This is a genomic window from Streptomyces sp. NPDC107521 (genome assembly GCF_055598485.1).
The window spans coordinates 196,728-222,120 of sequence record NZ_JBVKAT010000004.1 but is presented as its reverse complement, the minus strand read 5'-3'; the positions used below and the strand labels follow the sequence as shown (position 1 = coordinate 222,120).

General features: G+C 74.9%; 18 protein-coding genes and 1 pseudogene. 11 read left to right on the top strand and 8 right to left on the bottom strand.

The features are described from left to right. Positions 1 to 164: 164 nt before the first annotated feature. The 3 genes from ACZ7LB_RS08860 to pcaDC all read right to left on the bottom strand — a co-directional run bounded on the left by ACZ7LB_RS08860 (position 165) and on the right by pcaDC (position 3,403). A complete protein-coding gene (locus tag ACZ7LB_RS08860; RefSeq protein ID WP_471466403.1) occupies positions 165 to 947 on the bottom strand; it encodes an exodeoxyribonuclease III in 783 nt (260 codons plus the stop codon). A 91-nt stretch (positions 948 to 1,038) separates the two neighbouring features. Beyond that, a complete protein-coding gene (locus tag ACZ7LB_RS08855) occupies positions 1,039 to 1,674 on the bottom strand; it encodes an MBL fold metallo-hydrolase (protein WP_161229709.1) in 636 nt (211 codons plus the stop codon). 334 nt (positions 1,675 to 2,008) lie between these two features. Beyond that, the gene (gene pcaDC, locus ACZ7LB_RS08850) at positions 2,009 to 3,403 is read right to left on the bottom strand and encodes a bifunctional 3-oxoadipate enol-lactonase/4-carboxymuconolactone decarboxylase PcaDC (protein WP_471466401.1); all 1,395 of its coding nucleotides are present in this window, start codon (positions 3,401 to 3,403) and stop codon (positions 2,009 to 2,011) included. 1,089 nt (positions 3,404 to 4,492) lie between these two features. On the opposite strand from pcaDC, the gene ACZ7LB_RS08845 reads away from it, so the two are divergent. Further along, positions 4,493 to 5,038 (top strand): GNAT family N-acetyltransferase, encoded by a 546-nt coding sequence (locus ACZ7LB_RS08845; protein WP_471466400.1) that lies wholly within the window; start codon positions 4,493 to 4,495, stop codon positions 5,036 to 5,038. Positions 5,039 to 5,145: 107 nt separating this feature from the next. On the opposite strand, the gene nicT is transcribed toward ACZ7LB_RS08845, so the two are convergent. Further along, positions 5,146 to 6,297: a Nickel transporter NicT gene (nicT, locus tag ACZ7LB_RS08840; RefSeq protein ID WP_471466398.1), complete on the bottom strand. Its 1,152-nt coding sequence runs from the start codon at positions 6,295 to 6,297 to the stop codon at positions 5,146 to 5,148. Between the two features lie 205 nt (positions 6,298 to 6,502). Then, positions 6,503 to 7,153 (bottom strand): superoxide dismutase, encoded by a 651-nt coding sequence (locus ACZ7LB_RS08835; RefSeq protein WP_471466397.1) that lies wholly within the window; start codon positions 7,151 to 7,153, stop codon positions 6,503 to 6,505. 335 nt (positions 7,154 to 7,488) lie between these two features. Here ACZ7LB_RS08835 and tsaD point away from each other — a divergent pair, with 335 nt between their 5' ends. From tsaD to ACZ7LB_RS08800, 7 genes are all read left to right on the top strand, one after another. Beyond that, positions 7,489 to 8,559 (top strand): tRNA (adenosine(37)-N6)-threonylcarbamoyltransferase complex transferase subunit TsaD, encoded by a 1,071-nt coding sequence (gene tsaD, locus ACZ7LB_RS08830; RefSeq protein WP_471466395.1) that lies wholly within the window; start codon positions 7,489 to 7,491, stop codon positions 8,557 to 8,559. A gap of 377 nt (positions 8,560 to 8,936) precedes the next feature. Further along, positions 8,937 to 9,731, top strand: coding sequence for a helix-turn-helix domain-containing protein (locus tag ACZ7LB_RS08825; protein ID WP_471466394.1), 795 nt, complete (start codon positions 8,937 to 8,939; stop codon positions 9,729 to 9,731). 149 nt (positions 9,732 to 9,880) lie between these two features. Next, positions 9,881 to 10,942, top strand: coding sequence for a FecCD family ABC transporter permease (locus ACZ7LB_RS08820; RefSeq protein WP_471466392.1), 1,062 nt, complete (start codon positions 9,881 to 9,883; stop codon positions 10,940 to 10,942). Continuing rightward, complete coding sequence (locus ACZ7LB_RS08815) at positions 10,939 to 12,021, top strand: FecCD family ABC transporter permease (protein WP_471466390.1); 1,083 nt, start codon at positions 10,939 to 10,941, stop codon at positions 12,019 to 12,021. Before ACZ7LB_RS08820 ends, ACZ7LB_RS08815 begins: the two co-directional genes overlap by 4 nt. Before the next feature lie 31 nt (positions 12,022 to 12,052). Then, entirely contained in the window at positions 12,053 to 12,985 is a 933-nt protein-coding gene (locus ACZ7LB_RS08810; RefSeq protein WP_471466389.1) for an ABC transporter ATP-binding protein, read from the top strand. Between the two features lie 78 nt (positions 12,986 to 13,063). Next, a complete protein-coding gene (locus ACZ7LB_RS08805) occupies positions 13,064 to 14,089 on the top strand; it encodes an ABC transporter substrate-binding protein (RefSeq protein WP_471466387.1) in 1,026 nt (341 codons plus the stop codon). Between the two features lie 88 nt (positions 14,090 to 14,177). After that, on the top strand, positions 14,178 to 15,095 hold the full coding sequence (locus ACZ7LB_RS08800) for a siderophore-interacting protein (RefSeq protein WP_471466385.1): 918 nt from the start codon (positions 14,178 to 14,180) through the stop codon (positions 15,093 to 15,095). 258 nt (positions 15,096 to 15,353) lie between these two features. Here the strand turns inward: ACZ7LB_RS08800 and ACZ7LB_RS08795 are convergent, their stop codons facing one another. Further along, positions 15,354 to 17,876, bottom strand: a complete 2,523-nt coding sequence (locus tag ACZ7LB_RS08795) for an MMPL family transporter (RefSeq protein ID WP_471466384.1) — start codon at positions 17,874 to 17,876, stop codon at positions 15,354 to 15,356. A 216-nt stretch (positions 17,877 to 18,092) separates the two neighbouring features. Here ACZ7LB_RS08795 and ACZ7LB_RS08790 point away from each other — a divergent pair, with 216 nt between their 5' ends. Further along, the gene (locus tag ACZ7LB_RS08790; RefSeq protein WP_471466382.1) at positions 18,093 to 18,674 is read left to right on the top strand and encodes a TetR/AcrR family transcriptional regulator; all 582 of its coding nucleotides are present in this window, start codon (positions 18,093 to 18,095) and stop codon (positions 18,672 to 18,674) included. A 257-nt stretch (positions 18,675 to 18,931) separates the two neighbouring features. Beyond that, a complete protein-coding gene (locus ACZ7LB_RS08785) occupies positions 18,932 to 19,321 on the top strand; it encodes a DUF302 domain-containing protein (protein ID WP_471466381.1) in 390 nt (129 codons plus the stop codon). Between the two features lie 624 nt (positions 19,322 to 19,945). On the opposite strand, the gene ACZ7LB_RS08780 is transcribed toward ACZ7LB_RS08785, so the two are convergent. Beyond that, complete coding sequence (locus ACZ7LB_RS08780) at positions 19,946 to 20,500, bottom strand: hypothetical protein (RefSeq protein WP_471466380.1); 555 nt, start codon at positions 20,498 to 20,500, stop codon at positions 19,946 to 19,948. A 938-nt stretch (positions 20,501 to 21,438) separates the two neighbouring features. Between ACZ7LB_RS08780 and ACZ7LB_RS08775 the strand changes: the two genes are divergently transcribed. Then, positions 21,439 to 23,085 carry a flavin-containing monooxygenase gene (locus ACZ7LB_RS08775; protein ID WP_471466378.1) on the top strand — a complete coding sequence of 549 codons (1,647 nt, stop codon included), beginning with the start codon at positions 21,439 to 21,441 and terminating at the stop codon, positions 23,083 to 23,085. Between the two features lie 206 nt (positions 23,086 to 23,291). Here ACZ7LB_RS08775 and ACZ7LB_RS08770 read toward each other — a convergent pair. Then, positions 23,292 to 24,593, bottom strand: a pseudogene (locus tag ACZ7LB_RS08770) (SWIM zinc finger family protein); the annotation flags it as partial. Positions 24,594 to 25,393 lie beyond the last annotated feature (800 nt).

Below are 25,393 nucleotides of genomic sequence, written 5' to 3'. Positions count from 1 at the left end.
GCGTGCCGGAGGCCGGATGCCGGCAGGCCGGGCCGGACCTGCCGGCCGCACGGCATCCGGCTGATGGCCGCGATCTGCCGAAGAATCTCTGACTCAGGTCACTAGGGTCTTTCGTTTGGATCGGGCCGGACCCCGCGAGCCCGGCATGATCCAAACGAGAGGACCTAGGAGACGTCCAGGTCGACCACGACGGGCGCGTGGTCGGAGGCGCCCTTGCCCTTGCGCTCCTCGCGGTCGACGTAGGAGTCGCCGACCGCCTTCGCGAACGGCGCGTTGCCGTACACCAGGTCGATGCGCATGCCGCGGTTCTTGGGGAAGCAGAGCTGGCGGTAGTCCCAGTACGTGTACGGGTGGTCGTACTTCAGCGGGCGCGGGACGACATCGGTGAGCCCCGTCCCGCGCAGGGAGGCGAGGGCCTCGCGCTCGGCGGGGGTGACATGGGTGGAGCCCTCGAAGGCCGCGCGGTCGTACACGTCGTCGTCGGTCGGCGCCACGTTGTAGTCGCCCAGGACGGCGAAGGGGCGGTCGCCCGCCGCGTCGTCCGCGACGGCGGCGCGCAGCGCCTCGAACCACTGGAGCTTGTAGGTGTAGTGCGCGTGGCCGACCTCGCGGCCGTTGGGCACGTAGACCGACCAGACGCGGACCGGGCCGCAGGTCGCGGAGATCGCGCGGGGCTCCTGGACGCCCTCGTACCCCGGGTCGCCGGGCAGGCCCTTGACCACGTCGGCGAGGCCGACGCGGGAGAGGACCGCCACCCCGTTCCACCGGCCCGTGGCGTGCACGGCCGCCTCGTACCCCAGCTCGCGCAGGGCCTCGACGGGGAACTGCGCCTCGGCGACCTTGGCCTCCTGGAGGCACAGCACATCGGTGCCGCTGCTCTCCAGCCAGGCGAGGAGCCTCGGCAGGCGGGCGGTGATCGAGTTCACGTTCCAGGTCGCGATGCGCATGTCCCCCAACCTACCCGGCGGCACCGACAGCGCGGTCCCGCCGGGGGCACCGCCGCCGGGGCCGCCCCCGGCGGGGCCCGGGCGCGGCGCCTCAGAGCCGGACCGAGCCGCCGGGGGCGAGCCGCAGGTGCTCGGTGCCGCCGAGCTGCCCGATCTGGCGGTCGTAGATCGGCCGGGCCAGATCGGTGAGCAGGGCGTCGTGGACGTCGTAGGCGCGGCGCGGGCGGACCTCGCGGACGTAGTCGATGACCTCGGAGATCTTGTTCCAGGGGGCCATGACGGGGAGCATCAGGGTCTCCACGGGGCGGCCGGGGACGGTGAGGGCGTCGCCGGGGTGGAAGACGGTGCCGCCGTCGACGAGGAAGCCGACGTTGGCGACGCGGGGGATGTCGGGGTGGATCACGGCGTGCAGTTCGCCGTGGACCTCGATGTCGAAGCCGGCGGCGGTGAAGGTGTCGCCGTGGCCGACGGTGCGGACCCGGCCGGGGAACGCCGCCGAGATCCGCTCCGCGACGGGGCGCGGCGCCCAGATCCCGGCGGCCGGGTTGTGCTCCAGCGCGGCGCGCAGCCGGGGCTCGTCGAAGTGGTCGGGGTGCTCGTGGGTGACGAGGACGGCGTCGGCGCCGACGGCCGCGTCCGGCTCGCTGAAACCGCCCGGGTCGAGGACGAGGGTCCGGCCGTCCTTCTCCAGGCGGACGCAGGCGTGCGACTTCTTGATGAGCTTCATGGGCCCATCCTGCCGCCGCGCCTGCGCACGACCGCGTACGACCGGGCCGGGCGCGCGCCGGGCGACCGCCGGAGGACGAGTGCGCCGCGGGCAGGGGTCCCGAGCGGGGTCGCGGCCCGCGGGTGACGCGCGCCCGGGGACGCCCCTGACGGGGCCCGGACCCCGCCTCGGGGAGAGCCCGCCCCGGGGCCCCTCGGGTCCCGGGTCTGCTCTCGGGCCCGCGCGTCCTCCCCCGGGGGCCTGGGTCCCCCCTCGGGTCCGGGGCCCCCTCGGGTTCGGGGCCCCCTCGGGTTCAGGGCCCCCTCGGGACCGGGGGCCTCCCCGGTCCGGGTCCCTACTCGGCGGGGGTCGTCTCCTCCTGGACGACCCGCTGGGCCACCCGGAAGGCGCTGTTCGCCGCGGGCAGGCCGCAGTAGACCGCCGCCTGGAGCAGCACCTCCTTGATCTCGGCGGGCGTCAGTCCGTTGCGCAGGGCGGCCCGGGTGTGCGCGGCCAGCTCCTCCAGGTGCCCGCCGGCGACCAGGGCGGTGAGGGTGACGCAGCTCCGGGTGCGGCGGTCGAGTCCGGGCCGGTCCCAGATCTCGCCCCACTCGCTGCGGGTGAGGAACTCCTGGAAGTCCCCGGAGAAGTCGTCCGTCCGCGACAGCTCGAGGTCGACGTGCGCGTCGCCGAGCACCTCGCGGCGCACCTTCAGCCCGGCGTCGTACGGGTCGGGCCGGGCGTGCGCCCCCGGCGTGCTCTGCGGGGGAACGGCCGCCGGGGCGATCTCGGCGATGGGCGCGTTGCGCGGCGGGGCGTGGACGACCGGTGAGGGGACGGGGACGGCCACCGGGGTCCGGGGGTGGTCGGGCACCGCGACGCCCTCCAGGGCGGGCTGGGCCGGAGCGGTGGAGGCGGTGGGCTCGGCGGCCTGGAGGACGGGGACGGCGGTCTGCCCGGTGTCGTGGACGGTCTGCCAGGCGGTGGTGAAGTGGCGCACCAGCAGGTCGGTGACGGCGGCGGGCTGCTCGACGGGGACCAGGTGGGAGGCGCCGGGCACGACAGCGAGGCGGGCGTCGGGGATGCCGGCCACCAGGGTGCGGGCCTCGGCGGGTCCGGTGACCTGGTCGTCGGAGCCGACCAGGACGAGGGCCGGGACACCGACGCGGCCGAGCTCGCCGCGGACGTCGAAGGCGGCGAGGGCCTCGCAGGCGGAGATGTAGCAGCCGGGGTCGGTGGTCCGCACCATCTGCACGGCCCACTCGGTGATCGCGGGCTGGGCGGCGGCGAATCCGCCGGTGAACCACCGCTCGGGCGCGCTGCGGGCGATGGGGTCGAGTCCGTTGGTGCGGACGACGACGCCGCGCTGCCGGAACTCGTCGGCGGTGCCGAAGCGCGGGGAGGACGCGATCAGCGCGAGGGAGGCCACGCGCTCGGGGCGGCGCAGGGCCAGCTCGATGCCGACGGCGCCGCCGAGGGCGCACCCGGCGTACCCGAAGCGCTGGACGCCGAGTCCGTCGAGGGTGGCCAGCAGCCGCGCGGCGAGGTCGGCGACGGAACCCGCCGGGTGGGCGGGGGCCCCGCCGTGGCCGGGCAGGTCGTACCGGAAGACCCGCCACTGGAGCGCCAGTTCGGGGACCTGCCGGTCCCACATGTGCCATGTGGTACCCAGTGAGGGACCGAGGATCAGGACCGGGGCCTCTTCCGGCCCGTCGAAGCGGTATTGCAGGTTCGGCGGTGTCTCACTCACGCCCCAGACCCTCTCACGTCTCACGAAATCTCACACAGCCCGGGGAAGCCGGCGCCCTGACGCGCCCGCGGCCCGACCCACCGGGCACGGCCGACGGCCTCGTCGACCGGGCCCGGCCCTTCGGCGGGTACGCGCGCCCCTGATACGGCGTGCTGCGACGACCGCGCTCCCGCCCGGTCCTCCCGTCGGCGCACGGCTTCCTCCATCAACGCAGTTGGCGGCTGCTCCGATTCTGCAGCACGGCGTGCGGTGCCGTCCCGAAGGACGGGGCGACGTGCCGGGAGACCTTTCGCGCCCTCCGATCGCCACCCGAGAACCATCTTCGGGAACGCCGCCGAACTCGTGCCGTGCGGTGGCGGTTTCGCGGAGATCGGGAGGTGATGCGGCACCCCGCTGCCGGCAGGGAAGGCGGGGCAGGAGGCCCGAGCGTCGTGGAGACGTACGCGCGCAGGCCGGGAACCTCCATGGGCCGGTACGCCCGTCCGCGGAGTTGCCCGACCGTGAAAGGCCCCGGTCCCGGGCACCCCGACGTACCGGAGTCCGGGTAACGGGCCATCCCGTTCGGCATCGTGGGGCCGCGGTCCCGCGCGGTCAGCGGCGTCACCGAGGACGACGCCGGGGTCGTCCCGGGCGTCCAGCGCGCGGCCGGCCAACGGGGCGGCGAGAACGGGCGGCGGTCTGCGTCGGCATCGGGTCCGCTCCTGCCCCGCACTCGCTCGATCCGTTCCCGGCCGTTCCCGGCCGTCCCCGTGCCGGGAACGCCGTGGGCGCGTGACGGGGGCGGTCGTGGCCCGGCGCCTGCCCGCGCGTGTTCCCGCGGCAGACCTGCGGGAACGGACCGTTCGACCGCCGCCCCGCCGAGGTGTGCCGCTCCGGCTGCCAGGGCGGCGCACCCCGGCGGGACTCGCTGGTCGGCGGCACAACCGCAGGTTCCAGGCGTTGGGGACCGGGCCGACCGGCGTGCGTCGGCGCGGGGGCGCGGATGTCCTGGAGAGTTACCCTCGCAGGCGCGGGGGCGGCTCGGGCAGCACCCGCTTCATCGGGACCGGCGACGCCCGGTCGTCTCGCACGTCGTGAAAGGACCACAGCATGACCGGCCGACGCCGTGCCCCCGCCGCATCCCACCGGCCCGTTGCCGAACCGGTCCGGCTCGACCTGTCCGATCCCGACACCCTGCGTCGTCTGTGGGACCTTCAGCGGGCCTCCTACGCGGTCGAGGCCCGGCTGATCGGCTTCGACGGCATCCCGCCCCTGCACGAGTCCCCTGAGCAGTTGGGCGCGTGCGGCGAGTCCTTCCTCGGGGTTCACGACGGGTTGAGCCTTGTCGGAGCGGTCGCCTGGACCCGCTCCCGGGACGGTGTCCTGGACATCTGTCGCCTCGTGGTCCATCCCGTCGCGCACCGCCGCGGCGTCGCGACGGCACTGCTCGACGCTCTGGACTCGATCGAGCCCGCGGAACTGACCGTCGTCTCCACCGGAACGGCCAACCTGCCCGCGGTCGCGCTCTACCGCCGGCGCGGATTCATACCCGTCGGCGAACGCCGGATCGCGCCCGGCGTCGCGGTCACGCTGCTGGAACGCGAGAACGCGTCAGCACCTCGGCCAACCAACGGTTCCCGGCCATCGCTCCTTTGAGCTCGTGTGCGCGGAACCGGACTCGGACGACGCGCCGCCGGTCCGGACGCGCGGGGGCGTCCCGGGTCCCCGGCGGGCGGGCGGCGTCGCGGGTCACGGGACGGCCGTCAGGGGCTCCGGCGTCCGGCATCGTGTTCGGGGTCTTCCCGGCCCGGCGGCTGGAGGCCGGCACTCCACTTCTCCTCGATGCGGCCGAGCCTCCACACGGCGAAGGCGACGATCCAGGTGGCGGTGAAGAGGCCGACGATGACGTAGCCGACGACGTTGAGGTCGAGGCCGCCGATCCAGTCCCAGAACGGACCGTGCAGGTCCAGCTTCTCGCCGACCAGGCCCAGGAGTTCGGCGGTGCCGACGATGAGGGCGACGGCGACCGACAGTCCGGTGATGGTGAGGTTGTAGTAGACCTTGCGGACCGGTCTGGAGAACGCCCAGCCGTAGGCGAAGTTCATGAAGGTGCCGTCGGCGGTGTCCAGCAGCGACATCCCGGCGGCGAAGAGGACCGGCAGGCACAGGATCGCGTACCAGGGCAGCCCGGAGGCGGCGCCGGTTCCGGCGAGAACGAGCAGGGCGACCTCGGTGGCGGTGTCGAAGCCGAGGCCGAAGAGCAGCCCGAGCGGGTACATCTGCCACGGCTTGGTGATCGACTTCATCAGCCGGCCCAGGAGCCGGTTCATCAGCCCCCGGTTGTCCAGCTGCCGTTCGAGCGCGGCCTCGTCGTAGCGCCCGGAGCGCATCTCACGGAAGACCTTCCGGATGCCGGCCAGGATGATCAGGTTGATGGCCGCGATGGCGTAGAGGAAGACACCGGAGACGGTGGTGCCGATCCACCCGGTGACGTCGTGGAGCCGGGAGCCGTCGTTCCGCACCGGTCCGGCCAGGGCCTTGATCCCCAGGGACAGCAGGACGGCGAGGGCGAGGACCACGCTGGAGTGCCCCAGCGAGAACCAGAATCCCACCGACAGGGGGCGCCGGCCCTCGTGCATGAGCTTGCGGGTGGTGTTGTCGATCGCCGCGATGTGGTCGGCGTCGAAGGCGTGCCGCATGCCGAGCGTGTAGGCGGTGACACCGATCCCGATCCCGAAGGTCCGCTCGCCCGGGTCGTGGTGGCCGGGAGCCGCGATCACCACCAGGGTGAACCAGCCGATGAGGTGCAGGGCGGCGATGAACGCGGCCATCCCGGCCACCCGTTGCCACTCCGCCCTGGTCATGCACCCGGCGACGCGGCACCGGCGGGACCCGGAGGCGGTGGCGGCTGCCATGTGCGTCCTCCTTCGCTTCTCCTCCGCCCGCTGCCCCGCACGGGCGGGACGACGGCTCCGCGGGACGGAGGACGGACGGCCCCACGGACGGGTGACGTGACGGGGCCCGCGCCGCACGGCCGTGTCCGGCGCGGGCCCCCGTCCGCCCGCCGACGCCTGCCGGCGGGCGGACGGGGTCACGAGCAGGGCGTTCCGGACGCCCCGGTCAGGGGGCGAGCAGGAGGCTGTCGCCCCGCTCCCGGGCGGCGGCGTAGCGCCTGGCCACGTCCTGCCAGTTGACGACGGCCCACATCGCGTCGATGAAGTCGACCTTCTGATTCTTGTACTGCAGGTAGAAGGCGTGCTCCCAGGCGTCGAAGACGAGGATCGGGGTCGAGCCCTGGCCGACGTTGCCCTGGTGGTCGTAGACCTGCTCGACGATGAGACGGCCGGAGAGCGGCTCGTAGGCGAGTACGCCCCAGCCCGAACCCTGCGTGGTGGCGGCCGCCTTGGTGAGCTGGGCCTTGAAACCGGCGAAGGAGCCGAAGGACTCGGTGATGGCGTCCGCGAGGTCGCCCACGCCGTCGGCCGCCCGCGGCTCACCGCCGCCGCCGTCCTTCGGGCTGTTCATGTTGTGCCAGTAGATGCTGTGCAGGATGTGTCCCGACAGATGGAAGGCCAGGCTCTTCTCCAGGCCGTTGACCGAGCCCCACTGCCCCTTGTCGCGAGCCTCGGCGAGCTGCTCCAGGGTGTCGTTGGCGCCCTTCACGTATGCGGCGTGGTGCTTGTCGTGGTGCAGTTCGACGATCTGCGGGTTGATGACGGGTTCGAGCGCGGCGTAGTCGTACGGAAGTTCCGGGAGCGTGTAGATCGCCATGGTCAGCGTCCTCCGGCGTTATTGCGAGTGATATGCAACTGCACGCTAACAGCAGCAGGTGCCCGGGGCGATCCGACGTCGGACCTACGACCTCCGGCCCGGCGCGGCGGGCCGGGGCGGGGTGGGCGGGGACGGATGCGCGGGCGGGGCGCTCGGGCGGAAGGGGGCCGACGGGGCGGCGGCGGGTCGGCACACGGCCCCGTACGCCCCGGCCTCCCGCCGACTCCCCCGACGCACCTGACGGGCGGGGCGGGGGCGGACCCCGGCCGGACCCCGGCGGGTCTCTTGTTGCACATATATTGCAACTACTAATGGTATGCGAGAGGGGACGGATCATGGGCGGGCCGGTGGTGCTGGGGATCGAGTCCTCGTGCGACGAGACCGGGGCGGGGATCGTGCGGGACGGGAAGCTCCTGGCCCATGCGGTGGCGTCGAGCATGGGCGAGCACGCGCGCTTCGGCGGCGTGGTGCCCGAGATCGCCTCCCGTGCGCACCTCCAGGCGTTCGGGCCGGTCGTGCGGCAGGCGCTCGACGAGGCCGGGCTGCGCCTCGGGCGGATCGACGCCGTGGCCGTGACCACCGGCCCCGGCCTCTCCGGGGCGTTGCAGGTCGGCCTGGCCGGAGCGAAGACCCTCGCCTACGCCGCGGGCGTGCCGCTGTACGGGGTGCACCACCTGGCGGGGCACGTCGCCGCCGACACCCTGGAGCACGGACCGCTCCCGGAGCCCTGCGCGGTGCTGGTCGTCTCCGGCGGCCACACCTCCCTGCTGCTGGTGGGTGATCTGGCGCGCGAGCCGATCCTGCATCTGGGGGACACCCTCGACGACGCGGCGGGCGAGTGCTTCGACAAGGTCGCCCGCGTCCTCGGTCTGCCCTATCCGGGCGGTCCCGCCGTCGACCGGGCGGCGCGGACGGGGAATCCGGACGCGGTCGCGTTCCCGCGTCCGCTCACCAGGGGCGGCGACGACCCGTACGCGTTCTCCTTCTCCGGACTGAAGACCGCGGCCGCCCGCTGGGTGGAACGGCACCGGCTGCGCGGCGAGGAGCCGTCGGTCGCGGACGGCGCGGCGGCGCTCCAGGAGGCCGTGGCGGACGTGCTGACCCGCAAGGCGGTGAGGGCCTGTCTCGACCACGGCGTGCGGACCCTGGTCGTGGTCGGCGGCGTGGCGGCGAACTCCCGTGTGCGGGCGCTGGCCGAACAGCGCTGCCGGTCCGCGGGGATCGAACTGCGGGTGCCGTCGATGACGCTGTGCACCGACAACGGCGCGATGATCGCGGCCGTCGGCGACCTCCTCGCCCGCTCCGGCGCCGAGCCCGCGCCGCTGAACGTGACGGTCGATCCGTCGGCACCGTTGGCGTACGCGTCCCTGACGCCGCTTCCGGCACCCTCGGCCGGGGCCGCCTGACGCCGGAGCACCTCGGCCCCGGACCCACGACGGCCGATCCGCCCGTTCCCGCCCGCGCGCGGCGGACGAGAGGAGCCGCCGCCCCCCGAAGCCCTCCCGAAGCCCTCCCGGATCACCCCGGATCACCCCGGGCCGCCCCGCGACCACCGGCGGCGCGCCAGGAACAGGCCGCCAGGGAGCGGACCGGCACCCTTCGTCGGCGACCGGCACCCGTCCCGGCCGGCCCACGACCGCCAGGGACGGAGCGGGACGGCACCGGAGCGCGCGGGACCGCAGGGGACCCCGTCCGAAGACGGAGCGGGAGGACCCGGGCATCGCGGGACCGAACGGGTTAGGTTAGGTTACCCTTACCTAACTCCTTGCCCGCCGAGGTTCCCATGACGCTGCTCTCACTTCCGCCCGCTCCGGAAAGAAACGATTCCGCGACCGAACGGCGGGTCCCCCGCCCCTTCCTCCTCACGACGAGCGTGTACGAGCCGGAGCGGGCGGTCAGCTGGCCGCCGCACCGGCACGCGGAGCACGAACTGCTCTGGTCCGACAGGGGCGTCGTGACGATGTACGCCGACGGCAGGCAGTGGACGGTGACGCCCGGGTTCGGCCTGTGGGTGCCCGCCGGCGTGGAGCACGAGGGCTCGACGCGCGATCACACCGAGGTGCGCGCGACGTACTTCGCACCGGACTCCTGGCGGCGGGCGTGGGACCGCCCCGTCGTCGTCAGCGTCATCCCCGCGGTGCGGCAGTTGCTCATGCACCTCAAGTACGCGCGGATGACGGCCGAGCAGCGCATCCGCGCGCAGCAGGTGTGCGTCGACATGCTGGAGGTCACCGAGTCGGCCCGGCTGGACGTGCCGCTCCCCCGGGACTCGCGGCTGGCGCCCCTCGTCGAGAGGGTCCTGCGGGATCCCGCCGACGACCGTTCCCTGGAGCAGTGGGCCGTGGTCCTGAACATCACCTCCCGCACCCTGACCCGTGCCTTCGCCGCCGAGGTGGCGATGGGCTTCGCCCACTGGCGACGGCTCGTCCGCATGCGGGCCGCCCTCGGCCAGCTCGCCGACGGTTCGAGCGTCAAGGTCGTCGCGCGGCGCGTCGGTTACAGCTCCACGAGCGCGTTCGTCGCGGCCTTCCGCAAGACGGTCGGCTGCACACCCGGTGACCTGGTGGGCCGCCCGTGAGCGGCGAGCCGGGAACCGCCGCCGGACTGTCCTGAACGAGACACGTCCTGTCCTCCCGCCTCGGCGGGACCGCCATAGCGTCGGGGGCACGCCGCCGCCGACCCACCACCCTCACCCGCGGACGCGGCCCGATCTGGAGTGTCCAACCGATGATGTCCGTCCCGCCGCGCTCCGTCGAGGTGACCGGCGCGCGGCCCCCGCACGGGGTCGCCGGGGGCAACGCCTCCCGCACGCTCCTGCTCCTCGTCATCCTCGCCGTACTGGCGGTGGTGACCGTCCTCAGCGTCGTCGTCGGATCGCGCGACATCCCCCTCTCCGTGGTCCGGCAGGCGGTGTTCTCCCCCACCGGTGCGGAGGACCACTTCGTGGTCCGCGACCTGCGCGTGCCCCGCACGGTGATCGCGATCGCGGTGGGCTCCTCGCTCGGTGTCGCGGGCGGGCTGATCCAGGCGCTCACGCGCAACCCGCTGGCCGATCCGGGCATCCTGGGCGTCGCCTCGGGTGCCGCGTTCGCCGTCGCCGTCGGCATCGGGGTGTTCGGGGTCGCGTCGATCTCCGGGTACGTGTGGTTCGCGTTCGCGGGCGCCCTGGTCGTGACGCTCGCCGTCTACGTCATCGGCGCCGCCGGCCGGGGCGGCGCCGATCCGCTGCGCCTCGTGCTGGCGGGGGTCGCCCTCGGGGCGGTGCTCAGCGGTCTCACGAGTGCCCTGACGCTCCTCGACCCCCGGGCCTTCGACAGCATGCGCAACTGGGGTGCCGGTTCCGTCGTCGGGCGGAGCCTGGACCTGGTGTGGCCGGTACTGCCCTTCCTGGCCGCGGGTTTCGTGATCGCCCTCCTCACGGCGCGGCCCCTGAACGCCATCGCGCTGGGTGAGGACATGGCCGCCGCGCTCGGCGCGAACGTCCTGCGCACCCGCGTCCTCGTGGTCGTCGCCGTGACCCTGCTGGCGGGCGGCGCCACCGCGCTGGCCGGTCCGATCGGCTTCGTCGGCCTGATGGTGCCGCACGTGGCACGGTGGATGGCCGGCCCCGACCAGCGCTGGATCCTCGCCTACACGCTCGCCCTGTCCCCGATCCTGCTGCTCGTCGCGGACATCGCCGGCCGGATGGTGATGCGCCCGGCGGAGATCCCCGTCGGGATCGTCACCGCGCTGGTGGGCGCTCCGGTGCTGATCGTGCTGGTCCGCCGGAGGAAGGTGAGCGGGCTGTGACCGCCTCCTCCCCCGACCCGTCCGCGGCGTCCCCCGCCCGGGTGGACTCCGGCCGCCGGGTGCTGCACCGGAACGTCCGGGGCGTCCGGCTCCGCCTCGACGTCCGCGTCGGCGCGGTGTGCCTCGTCCTCGTGGGCGTCTGCCTGGTCATGGGGGTGCTGGGTCTCGTCAGCGGGGAGTACCCGCTCACCCTCGCGCAGGTCGGGCGCGCGCTCTTCTCCGGTGCGGACGACTTCACCCGCACCGTCGTCGTCGAATGGCGGATGCCGCGCGCGCTCGCCGCGATCACCTTCGGCGCCGCGCTCGGGGCCAGCGGCGCCGTGTTCCAGTCCCTGACCCGCAACCCGCTGGCCAGTCCCGACATCCTCGGCTTCTCGGCGGGCGCGTACACGGGCGCGCTCGTCGTGATCATCGTCCTCGGAGGCACCTACCTCGACGTCGCGGCCGGGGCGCTGATCGGCGGCGTCACGACGGCGGCGGCCGTCTACCTCCTCGCCTTCAGCCGCGGGGTGCGGGGCTTCCGGCTCATCATCGTGGGGATCGCGGTCTCGGCGACGCTGGGGTCGCTGAACACGTGGCTGACGCTCACCGCCGACCTGGACTCCGCGCTGGTGGCCGCGGTCTGGGGGGCCGGATCGCTGAACGGCATCACCTGGCAGCAGGCCGGGGCCGGCGGTGTCCTGGTCGTGCTCCTCCTCGCCGTGACGCTGGTGCTGTGCCGCCCGCTGCGGCAACTGGAACTCGGCGACGACGCCGCGCGGGCGTTGGGGGTCCGCGTCGAGTCCGCCCGTCTCACCCTGATGCTGCTCTCGGTCGGACTCGTCGCGGTCGTCACGGCCGCGGCCGGACCGATCTCGTTCGTGGCGCTCGCCGCGCCGCAGATCGCCCGCCGCGTCACCCGCGCGCCGGGCGTCCCGGTGCCCGCCTCCGCCCTCATGGGGGCGGCGCTGCTCGCGGCCTCCGACCACGTCGCCCTCCACGCCCTTCCCGCGATGCTGCCGGTGGGCACGGTCACGGTGGTCATCGGCGGCGGGTACCTGATCTGGCTCCTCGTGCACGAGGCGAGGAAACGCCCGTGACCACCACACCCCCGTCCCGGAAGGCACGAGCATGACACCCACCGACCCCGGCGCCCCGACCACGACCGCGCCACCGGCACAGGCACCGGCACCGGCACCGGCACCGGCACCGGCACCGCGGCTGAGCGTCGAGCGGGCGAGCATCGGCTACGACCGGAAGCTGATCTCCGAGCGGCTCTCGGTCACCATCCCCGACGGGTCCTTCACGGTGATCGTCGGACCGAACGCCTGCGGCAAGTCCACCCTCCTGCGCGCGCTCTCCCGGCTCATCCGTCCGCGCGAGGGCGCCGTCCTGCTCGACGGCAGGGCCATCACCTCGTACCGGGCCAAGGAGGTCGCGCGGCGCCTCGGCCTGCTTCCGCAGACCTCGCTCGCCCCCGACGGCATCACCGTCGCCGATCTCGTCGCCCGCGGCCGCTACCCGCACCAGGGCTTCATCCGGCAGTGGACGGACACCGACGAGGAGGCCGTGCTGAACAGCATGGCCGCGACCGGCGTCACCGACCTGTCGGCCCGGCTCGTCGACGAGCTGTCCGGCGGCCAACGCCAGCGCGTGTGGGTGGCGATGGTGCTCGCGCAGGAGACGCCGCTGCTGCTCCTCGACGAGCCGACCACGTTCCTGGACATCGCGCACCAGATCGACCTGCTGGAACTCTTCACCGATCTGCACCTCGCCGGCAACACGCTCGTCGCGGTCCTGCACGACCTCAACCACGCCGCCCGCTACGGCACCCACCTCATCGCGATGAAGGACGGCCGGATCGCCGCCGAGGGACCGCCGGAGTCCGTCGTCACCGAGGAACTCGTCGCCGAGGTCTTCGGCCTCGCCTGCCGCGTCGTACCGGACCCGGTGACGGGTACCCCCACGGTCGTCCCGCTCGGGCGCGACCGCGGTGCCGCCGCGTCCGCCCGGAGTCCCGAACGCGACGCGGGGCGTCCGCCGCACGTCCCGTCCCCTGCCTAGCGTGGATCACGAGGCGCCCCCGCCTCACGCACCACGTGGTCCCGCACGCGGGCCCTTCGAGCATCCTCAAGGAACCCCATGCCGTCTGCACTCCCCTCCCCGGCCCGCGCGGGCCTCCGGCCGGCCGCCCGCCGCGGCGCCCCCGCCTGGCTCTGCGCCCTCCTGGCCGTCGGTCTGCTCTCCGGATGCTCCTCCGGACCGGAAGCGAAGGCGGCCGGCGGCGACGCCCCGGCCCGGACCATCGACTTCGCCTACGAGGGCTACACGGCGACGCTCCCCGCCGACCCGCGGCGCGTCGTCGTCCTCGACAGCCGCAGCGGGCTGGAGATGGCGCTCCTCGCCGGCTACCCGATCGTGGCCACCGCCCACGGCCAGGACAGCCCGCTGTCGCCCCTGGTCGACAAGGACGCCGCCCACCTCAAGAACTCGGCGTTCGACCTCAACCGGGAGGAGATCGCCTCCTACGATCCGGACCTCATCGTGGTCGGCGCCGGCTGGTGGAAGTACTACGAGGGCGAGAACTTCAAGCTCGACGAGATAGCCCCGGTCCTCGCCGTCAACGACGGCCTCGACGTCGAGGGGGCCACCGTCGACGACCCGTTCGTCGCGATGACCGACCAGCTCACCCTGCTCGGCCGCACCGACCGCGCCGAGCGGGCGATCGCCGGGTACGACAAGGCGGTGAAGGACGCGCGCGCGAGGATCGGCGACTACGCCGAGGGCAGGAGCGCGACGGTCATCCACGCCCCCGTCGACAACTTCACCGTCATCTCCGACGAGTCGGTCTACCAGGTGGTCCTCCCCGCGCTCGGCTTCACGATCCTCGAGAACGAGGAGATCAGCAGCGCCCCGCCCAACCAGTCGGGCTCGGGGCACATGCTCAGCTACGAGAACGCCGTGAGCGCCCTGGGCGACGCGGACGTGCTCCTCGTCTACAAGGCGGAGAAGGACCTCCAGCCGGACCCGCTGCTGCGGCGCGTCCCCGCGGTCGCCGACGGCCACTGGATCGACGGCAACCTCGCCGAGCGGTTCGGCTTCGCGCTCACCTACACGAGCTTCGTGAACGGCATCGCCGACGCCGTCGAGAAGTTCGACGACTTCTGACGACCCCGGGCGCGCCCCCGGGCGACCGCCGGGCGCGCCCGATCCGCAGGGGTGGTGCGCACACCGCCCCCGAACCAGGAGAGACAGCATGGCCGACGACACTCCAGCCGCCCGCCTGCCCGCGGACTACGTCCCGCGCATCCACCGCGCCGAGGTGACCGGCGTGGAGCGGACCGGACCGGGGATGGTGCGGGTGCGCTTCGGCGGAAGCGATCTGCGCGACTACCCCACCACCGGGACCGGCGACGAGTACGTCCGGATGTTCTTCCCCGACCGGCCCGGTGACGAGGTCCGCCTCCCGCGGATCACCACCCTGCGCGGATGGGAGTACCCCGACGGTGTGGAGCCCTCCCCCATGCGCGTCTACACCGTCCGCGACCACGCGCCCGGCCGGCTCACCGTGGACTTCGTCGTGCACGACGGCGGGGTGGCCGCGGCCTGGGCCCGGCGGGCCCGGCCGGGGGACGCCGTCGGCGTCAATCCGCCCTGCGGCCTCTACGAACGGCCCGGCACCCTCACCCGGCAGCTCCTCGTCGCCGACGAACCGGGGCTGCCCGCCGCGCTGCGGCTCGCGGAGCTGACCGCCGGTGAGGTGCGCACCACCCTCCTCGTCGAGGTCCGCGACCCCGCCCACCGTGCCCGCGCCGGCGTCGGGGGCGTCGAGTACGTCTGGCTGGACGGCAGCGGCAACGGTGTCCGCGGGAGCCGGCTCCTCGACGCCCTGCGCGAACTGGCCCCGGGCCACGACACCTATGTGTGGGTCTCGACCGAGGGGCGGCTGAACCGCGCGGTGCGGCGGTACCTGCGGCACGAGCGGGGACTCCCGGCACACCACTACAAGTGCGTGGCGTACTGGCAGGAACGCGCGGAGGCCTGGCGGGCACGGTACGAGGAACTCGGGCCGGAGTTCGCGTCGAAGGCCCGCGCGGTGCGGACCGCGGAGGGCCGCGACCCCGAGGAGGCCGCCGACGAGATGGACGGCCTGTACGAGGCGGCCGGGCTCTGAGGCACCGGGCCCCGGGCTCCGCCCTCCGCCCGGTGGCGGGACCCCCGGGACCGTCCCGGTGGAGACCGCCCGCTCCGGGAGGACCGCCGTGGTGCGGGCCCGTCCAGCCCGCACCGCGGCGGTCCTCCCGGTCGTGTGCCTCCCGGTGGCGGGCCGTGCCGTGGCGCACCCGCGCACGGCCCGCCACCGGAGGGACGGCCCGCCGGGGTGGCACCGCGCGCCCCCGGCGGGCACGACCCGTCATCGGCCCCGAGCCCGCTATCGGGGCGGGGCGGCCGCCGGGCCCGGGAGGCGGCCGGTGCGGCGGGCCCACGCCTCGAAGGCCACGGTCATGAAGGGCGGTACGGCGGCCAGCAGGGCGAGGAGCGTCGTCCGGCCCAGCCGCCACTTGAGCCGGACCGCCACCAGGACGGTCAGGAGCACGTAGGCGACGAAGGCGGCGCCGTGGAGCGCGCCGAAGATCCGGACGCCGAGTTCGGTGGTGCCGGGGACGTACTTGACGTACATCCCGGCCAGCAGGCCCGCCCAGGTGCACGCCTCCACGACGGCGACCCAGGTGAAGAGGCGCGGCAGGAGCCCGATGGTGGCACCGGTGGTGGCGGCACCGGTGGCCTTGGCGACGGCGGTGGCGGTGGCCCTGGCGGGTCCGGCGGCCGGTGGAGCCGGTGCGTCCGACGCGGGCGGGGCGGCGTCGGCGGGCGGGGGCGGTGTCCCGGGGCGCGTGGGCCACAGGGCGCGGTCGCCGAGGAGGCGGACCACCGCGGGGACCAGGAGGGGCCGGATGACGAAGGTGTCCAGGAGGATGCCGAAGGCCATGGCGAAGCCGAACTGGAAGAGTTCGCGGATCGGCTGGGTCATGAGGACGGCGAACGTCGCCGCGAGGACGAGCCCCGCGGAGGAGACGACGCCGCCGGTGCGCGTGACGGTGGCGCCGATGGCCCGCGCCGGGGGCAGGGTGCGCAACTCCTGCTTGAACCGGCTCATGATGAAGATGTTGTAGTCGACGCCGAGCGCGACGAGGAAGACGAAGATGTACGCGGTGACCCTGTTGCCGATCCCCTCGTCGCCGAGGACGGTCAGGGTGAGGAAGGTGGTGGCGCCCAGGGTGGCCAGGAAGGACAGGACGAGCGTCGCGACCAGGTAGAGCGGGGCGAGCAGCGAGCGCAGCAGGAGTCCGAGGACCGCGGTGACGACGGCGAGGATCAGGAGCGCCACGAGGGTGGTGTCGCGGTCGAGGGCCGAGCGGATGTCCGCGGTCCGCGCCGTCTCCCCGCCGACGAGCACCGTGGCGTCCGCCACGCCCGCGTCGTGGGCGGCGGTCCGCGCGGCCCGGCCGAGCGGGTCGACCGTGTCCAGTGCCTCGGAGCCGTACGGGTCGAGGTCGAGGACGACGTCGTAGAAGGCGGTCCTGCCCCCGTCGCCGAAGCGCGGTGCGCCGACCCGGCCGACGTCGTCGGTGCCGGCCAGCGCGTCGGCGACGGCACCGGCGGCGGTCCCGGAGCGCAGGTCGCCGCCGGAACGGACGACGACGGTGGCCGGTGCGGTCTCGCCGGGCCCGAACTGCGCCTGGATGAGCCGCTGTCCCCGCGCGGACTCGGTGGCGGTCCGGAAGCCGCTGAGGGTGTTGTAGCTCTCCCGGTAGCCGAGCAGCCCGGCGCTCATCACCACGAGCAGGACGAGGACGGCCGAGACGACGCGCACCGGCGCCCGGCCGACCAGGGCGGCGACCCGGTGCCAGAGTCCCGCGCCGCGGCCCCGCGCGGCGGCCCGGTCCACGCCGCCCGGCCAGAAGACGCCCCCGCCCAGCAGGAGGATCAGGGCCGGGACGAAGGTGAAGGCGACCGCCGCCATGACCGCCACGCCGAGGGCGAGGTAGGGCCCGAAGCCGCGCAGCGCCGGGGAGACGGCCGCCAGCAGGGCGAACATGGCCAGCACCACGGTGGAGGCGCTGGCGAGGACGGACTCGGCGGTGCGGCGCACCGCGGTCCGCATCGCGCGCGGACGGTCCGGCTCGTCGAGGAGCGCCTCGCGGTAGCGGGCGGTGATGATCAGCGCGTAGTCCGTTCCCACGCCGAACAGCAGCACGGTCATGATCGAGACGGTCTGCGAGCTGACCGTGATGATCCCGGCGTCCGCGAGGAGCGCCCCGGCCGCCTCCGACACGCGCATCGCCACGCCGACGGCGAGGAGCGGGACGAGGGCCATCAGGGGCGACCGGTAGATGACCAGGAGCGTGAGCAGGACGAGCAGGACGGTGCCCAGGAGCAGGACCTTGTCCCCGCCGCCGAAGACCTTCACGGTGTCCGCGGCGATCCCGGCGGGGCCGGTCACGGCGACCTCGGTCGGTCCCGCGCGGTCGGCCGCGAGGGTCCGCACCGCGTCGACGGCGTCCCGGAAGGACTCGTCCGTGGGGCTTCCGGACAGGGTGGCGACGATCATCCGGGTCCGGCGGTCCGGCGAGACCAGGTCCGCCCCGCCTCCGGGCGCGGTCTCCGCGGAGACGACCTCGACGACCCGGTCGGGCCGGGCGGCCCCCGACAGGGCCCCGGTGATGCGGGCCACGGCCGCGCCGGCCTCCGCCTCGGCCCGCTCGCCCCGTCCGCGCACCACGATGACCGCGGGTGTCACGTCCTGCCCCGGGAGCTCGGCCCGGATGAGGTCGCGGGCCCTCATGGAGTCCGAGGCGGCGGGCGGGAGGTTGGCGGAGGCGTTGTCCTCGACGGAGTCCAGAGCGGGGGCGAGCCCGGCGAGGAGGCCCGCGACCAGTACCCAGAGGGCCACCACCGCGGCGGCGCTCCTCCTCGACGCCAGGAGACGTCGGAGCGTGCGGGAGGGGATCGGCGGCATCGGTGACCTTCGGCAGGAGAGGCACGGACAGATGTTGGAGACAGGGGTGTCGCCAAGAGGGGGTCAAGTTAGCACGGGGTCCCCGGCCGCCCCGCGGACAGGGGATAGATTGGGGCGGGACGGCACGGCGTCGGAGGCGGAGCGGAGAGCATGCCCAGGATCGAGGCCAGCAGCGTCCGTGAGCACCGGGCCCAGCGGCTCGCCCAGCTCATCGACGCGGCGGAGGCCGTGCTGGGGGAAGACGGCATGGAGGGCCTCACCGCGGGCGCGGTCGCCGCGCGGGCCGGGATGGCCCGCAACAGCATCTACCGCTACTTCGACTCCATCGAGGACCTGCTCGAACTGGTCGTGACCCGCGAGTTCCCCGCCTGGATCGAGGCCGTGGAGCGCGCGGTCGCGGCCGGGACCTCGCCGCAGGAGCGGGCGGCCCGCTATGTCAGGGCCAACCTGGAGCAGGCCGCGCGCGGCACCCACGGCCGGCGCGCCTCCCTCTCCCGGGCCACGCTCTCCCCCTCGGCGCGGGCGCGCGTGCGGGAGCTGCACACCTCCCTGCACGAGATCCTCGCCCGGATCGTCGCCGACCTGGGGCGGCCCCGGCCGGAGCTGACCGTCGCCGTGCTCCAGGCCGTCGTCGACGCCTGCATCCGCAGGATCGACCAGGGCGACGAGGTGGACGCCGTGTCCGACTTCGCGGCGGAGGCCGTGCACCGGCTGCTGGCACACGACCGCTGACCTCCGGGAACGCGTGGAGCCGGCCGGCGGACGGGAGCGGCGGGCGGCACCGGCCCCGTGATCCCGCGCGTCCCGGCCGCTCCCGGGTCCGCGCGGCGGGCCGGGTCGCCGCTGCCGAACAGGGGCCGGGTCCGGCGCGGCAGCCCCGGGAACAGATACCCACCGGGGTATGTTGCCCATGGTGTCCGCCGCGCACCGACCGGCGTCGCCGCGTCCGGACGCCCGCTGTTCACGATCGTTCGACCTGGAGTGCAGACATGGAGTTCGGGATCACCGTCACGCTCGAAGCCCCCTTCACGGACACGGTGGAGAGGGTCCGCGCGGCACTCGCCGAGGAGGGCTTCGGCGTCCTGACCGAGATCGACGTGCGGGCCACGATGAAGGAGAAGCTCGGCGAGGAGATGGAGGAGTACCTCATCCTCGGCGCCTGCAACCCCGCCCTGGCCCACCGCGCTCTCGGCGTCGAGCGGCGGATCGGCCTCCTCCTGCCCTGCAACGTCACGGTGCGCGCCGTGCCCGAGGGCGTCGTCGTGGAGGCGATGGACCCGGCCCTGCTGGTCCAGGTCACCGGACGCGCGGAGCTGGACCCGGTCGCGGGCGAGGCCGCCGAGCGTCTGACCAGGGCCCTGGCCTCGCTGACGGGCTGAGACCGGAAGGCCGGTACGGGACCACCGGTCCGGGGCCACCGGTCCGGGGCCACGGGTCCGGGGCCACGGGTCCTGGCCGCCCCGGGCCGCGTCACCGTTCCGCCGGTGCCTCCGGGCGGCGCGCCTCACCGCCCCCCGGTTGCCGGGCCGCCCCACCCCCGCCGTTGCTCCCGCGCGGCGTCGGCGTCCCGCGCCGGTTGCCCCGCGCCGCCTCATCGCCGCGCCGCTCCCTCCGGGCCGCGTCGACGCCCAGTGGCCTCTCCGGGCGGCGTCATCACCCCGTCACGCCTCCGGGAAGCGCGAGGAGCCGGCCTGCGCGCCGGTGTCGTCCCGCACCGGGAGGCGGGCGGGTCCGCCACCGCCGGGCCCGGTCGGGAACCATCGCCGGACACCGGCTCGGGCATGAACGGCACGAGCGCGAACTCCCCCGCCCGGGAACGGTGTCACGCCGTCCCGGACGGACATCGCGTTCCGTGCCGCGCCCGTCGGCGCTTCGGGCTCCCCCGACGGGCGGAATCCCCGGCTCGCCCCACGGCCGCCGGGAGAGGTCCCCGTTCGCGCACGCAGGTGCCCGACGGCGACGGCCCCCGCTCCCCGGTCCCCGGAACGGCACGCGGAGGCGGGTCAGGCCCCGGGCACGGCACACCGTCCGGCCCATCCGGTGGCGGCCACGACCTCGCGCGCGATGGCGGCGACGGCCCTCCCGTCCGTCGCCACCCGCACCGTCCCCGCGGGAACGCGCCGGTCCAGCAGCCGCGCCTTACGGACGCTGCCCTCCAGTTCCGCTTCCAGCTCCGAGCCGAGTTCACGGCGCGTCAGCCGCTCGTGGACGGTCGCGTCGGACGCGGTGAGGAGGACGCGCACGACGCGCACCTCCTCCCCCATGGCCCGCCGGAACATGCCGGCCGTCTCGGGCAGCACGCTGAGCGTGTTCGTGTAGACCAGCCGACGGTGGCCGCGTCGCGCGAAGTTGGCCCACACCGCGGTGAGATTGCACTCGGCGATCTCCGAGCGGTCCGGGTCCCCCTCCGGCGCCGGATGCACCTGGCCCATGAAGTCGCCGTCGACGACCGCGTGGGCGACCGCCGCGGCCCGCAGCAGCGCCGAGACCTCCCATCCCACGGTCGTCTTGCCGGCCCCGGCCCGGCCGCCGATGAGGAGCACTTCCGCCTGGTCCATGGGGATCAGGGTGCCCGCCCGCGCCGGTCCCGCGCGAGGGGATATCGGCCGGTCCCGGGTCCGGACGCCCCGACGGGAGCAGGCCCGGCGGCGGGGGCACCCGCCTCGGAACGGCCTGAGCTTCGTGACGGCCCGCCGGAACGGGGCCGGACCGGCGGGCCGGGGCCCCGGCCCGCCGGTCCGGCCCACCCCACCCCGCCCGGTCCGTGCCGTGCCGTGCCCGCACTCCGTCGGCCGGTGTTCCGGACCGGCCCGAATCCGCCGTTTCCGTCGAACCGGCCGACCGCGCGGTGATTCGGACACTTCACCCTTGGCCGGACGTCGTCTCGACAACGGCCGCCGGCTGTAGCCGAATGTCCCTGGTCGGCACGTGCCGCACTCCAGCAGGTGAACAACAGGGGTCCTATGGTACGAATCCGCTCCGCTCCGGAGGTTCCGGCACCGGTCGCACCCGGCCGCGCCGACTCGCCCTCGGCGAGCGACGCCCCGAGGAGTCCGCGGGCCCTCCGACGAGCCCCGGACCCGGGGTCCACCACGCGGCGGCGTCCGCCCGGAGGACGTCCGCCCTCCGAGGCTCCGCCGCCCGCCTCCTCGGCGCCGAGCACCCGCTCAACGCCGTTCCCCGGCAGGGCTCCGGCGGCTCCCACCCCGGGAACCGGCCGCGTCTCCCCCGCCCCGGCCCTTCACGGACCGCGCGGACGGCTGCGGCCCAGGGTGCCGTTCCGAGCCGAACGCCCTTTCTCAGCAGGCCACTTCGGGAACCCCGTCGTCCCCGCGGCCACGGATCGCCCGTGGAGACCGCCCGCCCCGTCCGTCCGGACCGGCACACGCGGGGCACCGCGGCATCACCGGCGCCTCTGACGCTCCGTCACCCCGCCCGGTTCCGCCCGGCCGCCCGTCCCCCTTCCCTCTCCCGCAGCACTCTTCCGGAGGTCAACATGACGCACGCGCAGAGTCCTTCCACCACCGCCCCCGCCGAGGACGGGCAACCCGTCGAGCTGGACGCCGTCGTCGTCGGTGCCGGTGTGGCCGGCCTGTACCAACTGCACCAGCTCCGCCGGCAGGGACTGCGGGTCAGGGCGTTCGACAGCGCCGACGACGTCGGCGGGACCTGGTGCTGGAACCGGTACCCCGGGGCGCGCTTCGACAGCGAGGCGTACATCTACCAGTACCTGTTCTCCGAATCCCTCTACAAGGACTGGAGTTGGAGCAGGCGGTTCCCCGACCAGGGCGAGGTCGAGCGGTGGATGCACTACGTCGCCGACACCCTGGACCTGCGCCCCCACATATCCCTCTCCACCACCGTGACCAGCGCGCACTTCGACGAGGGCCGGGGGCGCTGGACCGTGCGCACCGACCGGGGCGACACGGTCGACACCCAGTTCCTGGTGAGCTGCGCGGGCATGCTCTCCGCGCCGCTCGACGAATGGTTCCCGGGGCAGGACACCTTCCACGGTCCCGTCGTGCACACCGCGCGCTGGCCGCGCGAGGGGGTGGAACTGCGGGGCAGGAAGGTCGCGGTGATCGGCACCGGGGCGACGGGCATCCAGGTCGTCCAGACCATCGCCGACCAGGTGGACCGGCTCACCGTCCTCGCCCGCACCCCGCAGTACGTCCTGCCCATGAAGAACCCCTCCTACGGTCCGTCCGAGGTGGCGGCGTACAAGGACCGCTTCGAGGAACTGCGCGGCACGCTGCCCGAGACCTTCACCGGCTTCGAGTACGACTTCACCCACACCTGGGCCGAGTGCACCCCCCGGCAGCGGCGGGACATCCTGGAGGAGGTCTACCAGGACGGGTCCCTCAAGCTGTGGCTGGCGGGATTCGGCGAGACCTTCTTCGAGGCCGACGTCAACGAGGAGGTATCGGAGTTCGTCCGCGAGAAGATGCGCGAACGCCTGCGGGACGAGCGGCTGATCGACCTGCTGGTGCCCAGGGACTACGGATTCGGCGAGCGCAGGGTCCCCCTGGAGAACGGCTACCTGGAGACCTACCACCGCGACAACGTGGAACTCGTGGGCGTGGCCGACAACCCCATCACCCGCTTCGTCCCCGAGGGGATCGAACTGGCCGACGGCTCGGTGCACGCCGTCGACGTGATCATCATGGCCATCGGGTTCGACGCCGGGACCGGCGCCCTGACCCGCATCGACCTGCGCGGACGGGACGGGCGCAGCCTCCGGGAGGAGTGGGGTCACGACATCCGCACGACGATGGGGCTCGCCGTCCACGGCTACCCCAACCTCCTCACCGCCGGGGCGCCCCTCGCCCCGGCCGCCGCGCTGTGCAACATGACGACCTGTCTGCAGCAGCAGACGGAGTGGATCTCGGACGCCATCGGCCATCTGCGCGGCACCGGAGCCTCGGTCATCGAACCCACCGCGGAGACCGAGCAGGCGTGGGTCGACCACCACGAGGAGACGGCGAACGCCATGCTGCTGACCCGCACGGCGTCCTGGTACATGGGGGCCAACATCCCCGGCAAGCCCCGCCGCATGCTCTCCTACACCGGCGGTGCCGGGGCCTACCGCCGCAAGTGCGCGGACGTCGCGGCGGCCGGATACCCGGGATTCCGCATCGAGTAGACCTCCCGTGCGCCACCGTGCGCGCCGGGCGGCGAACGCCGCCCGGCGCGCGTGGCCGCCTTCCCCGGGGCCGGCCGCCCCCGTCGCACGGGCGGGCCGGCACCGGGGAGGGGGCCGGCCCGGCTCCCAGCTCAGGCCCACGAGGCGGCCTTCCGTCGGATCGGGCCTGGTGACGCTCACCCGTGGCACGACGGCGCGCCCCCGGGTCAGTCCTCTCCGGGGTACTCGGCGGGGCCGCCGGGGCCGGTCAGGGCGTCGGCCGGGTCGAGGTCGGGAGCGCCCCTGGGCCACCAGTCGTCGCGGCCCGGCTCGGACTCGTAGGCGTACCACAGCCCCGTGCGGCCGAGGCGGAGCTGGAGGTGGCCCTGGGGGTGGGTGAGGTGGTTGCGCCAGGGCCGGAAGGCGGGGTGCCCGGCGGCGAGCAGCAGGGGGCGGGCACGGTCGAAGCGGCCGGCCGGGGGGTCCCACGGGTCCTCCAGGGTGGCGAGGCCCTCCGGACCGCCCTGCCGCCAGGCGGCCACCGCGCGGGCCAGCTCGGGGGTGCCGCGGCCGGTGGCGCGGGCCAGGTCAGCGTAGAGCGCGCGGCTGCCCGCGGTGAGTCCCGACCCGGGGCGGGCGGCGGCGAGGCGGACGGCGTCCTGCCACAGCGTCAGCCCGCCGACCGGGTCGCGGCCCGTGGTCAGCAGCGCGTGCGCGCGGGCGGCGGCGTCCGTGGCCAACTGGTCCAGCGCGAACGGGTCCGGGCCGTCCGGGGAGGCCGGGAAGGCGGGCGGCTGCTCGGGGTGCGGCGGCGCGGGCAGCGGGGGCGGCAGCGGCGGGAGCGGACGCCCGGCCAGCGCGTCGGCGGCCCGGACGCCGGGCGGTCGCGCCGACCGGTCCGACGCGTCCCGCGCCGCGCGGGCGGCACTGCGGCGGGACAGGGTGTCGAGCAGCCCGCGCTCGCCCCGGCCGCGCAGCAGCAGGAGGACGAACGGGTCGGCGTCGAGCAGGCGTGCCGTCTGGTAGCAGAGGGCGGCGGCGTGCTTGCAGGGGTGGCCGGAGTCGGGGCAGTTGCACTGCGGGACGAGGTCGCCGGGGCCGGGCAGGAGCGGGACCCCGCAGTCGGCGAGGGAGTGCGGCAGTTCCTTGTCGAGCAGGGCGGCGATGTGGCCCGGCCGCTCGGTGGCGGCGTCCAGGAACCGGTCCCAGTCGGTGTCGTCGAGCGTGCGCAGCCGGACCTGGACGCGGTACGGGCGGGGCCGGGCGCCCTGGACGTACGCCAGGACGTGGCCGGGGGTCACGGTGACGGCGTCGACGTGTCCCCGCTCGGCGTATCCCCGGCCCCGCGCGAGCCGCCGGGGGTCGAGCGCGCCGTCCTCCAGCGCCCGCACCCACGCCGCGCCCCACCACGTCGCGGCGAATCCGTCCTCTCCCGGCGCCTCTCGGGGCGGGAAGGCGGGGAAGGTGCGGCGCAGGTCGCCGTCCCGGTCCGGGGCCGCCATGGAACGGGGCGCGCGGGGGGCCGCCGGTACGGCCGACTGCTCCGCCCGGGGCGGCACCGCGCCACGGGCGGCACGGGAACGGGGCGGTGACGCCGTATCCGCCGCCGGGGACCCGGACCGGGAGGTGCCATCGGCCGCCGGGGACCCGGGCCGGGGCGCGGGACAGGCCGCCCGGGACGCCTCGCGCGGGGGGCGGTTTCCGGGATCGGCGATACCAGAGGCCCGGAGGCCGGACCGGTGCCCGGTGCCGGCCTGAGCGCCGGCCCCGGCCGCGGCTCCGGCCACAGGACCAGGCTCCGGCTCCGGCATGGTTTCGGACCCGTGTCCGCCCACGGGTTCGGCTCCCGACTCCGGTCCGGACTCGTCTCCGGACCCGCCCCTGTCCCAGGGCGCGACCCCGGGCTCGGAACCAGCCCCATGCTCGTCGAAACCGGGCTCAACCCCGGAATCCGGCCCGCTCTCAGCCTCAGCCCAGCCCCCGGCCCACGACAGGAAGCCGGGCTCGGAACCGGAAGCCCCGGGCTCGGAACCGGTCCCGTGATCGCCCCCGGGCGCAGCCCCGGACCCGTCGCCGGTCCAGCCCTTCGCCCGGGGCGCGAAGCCGGACGCGGAGGGCGAGGACCCGAACTCGGAACCGGACCGGACTTCACCGCCGGGGCCACCTCCGGAACCCGGTCCGGAATCGGCTCCTGCCCCGCGCCTGGCCCTGGTTCCGCACCCGGGCTCGGAGCCGGAAGCCCCGGGCTCGGAACCGGTCCCGTGATCGCCCCCGGGTGCCTCCACCGGCCCGGGCCGGGGCTCCGGATTCCGCTCGGAGCCGTCCGCGC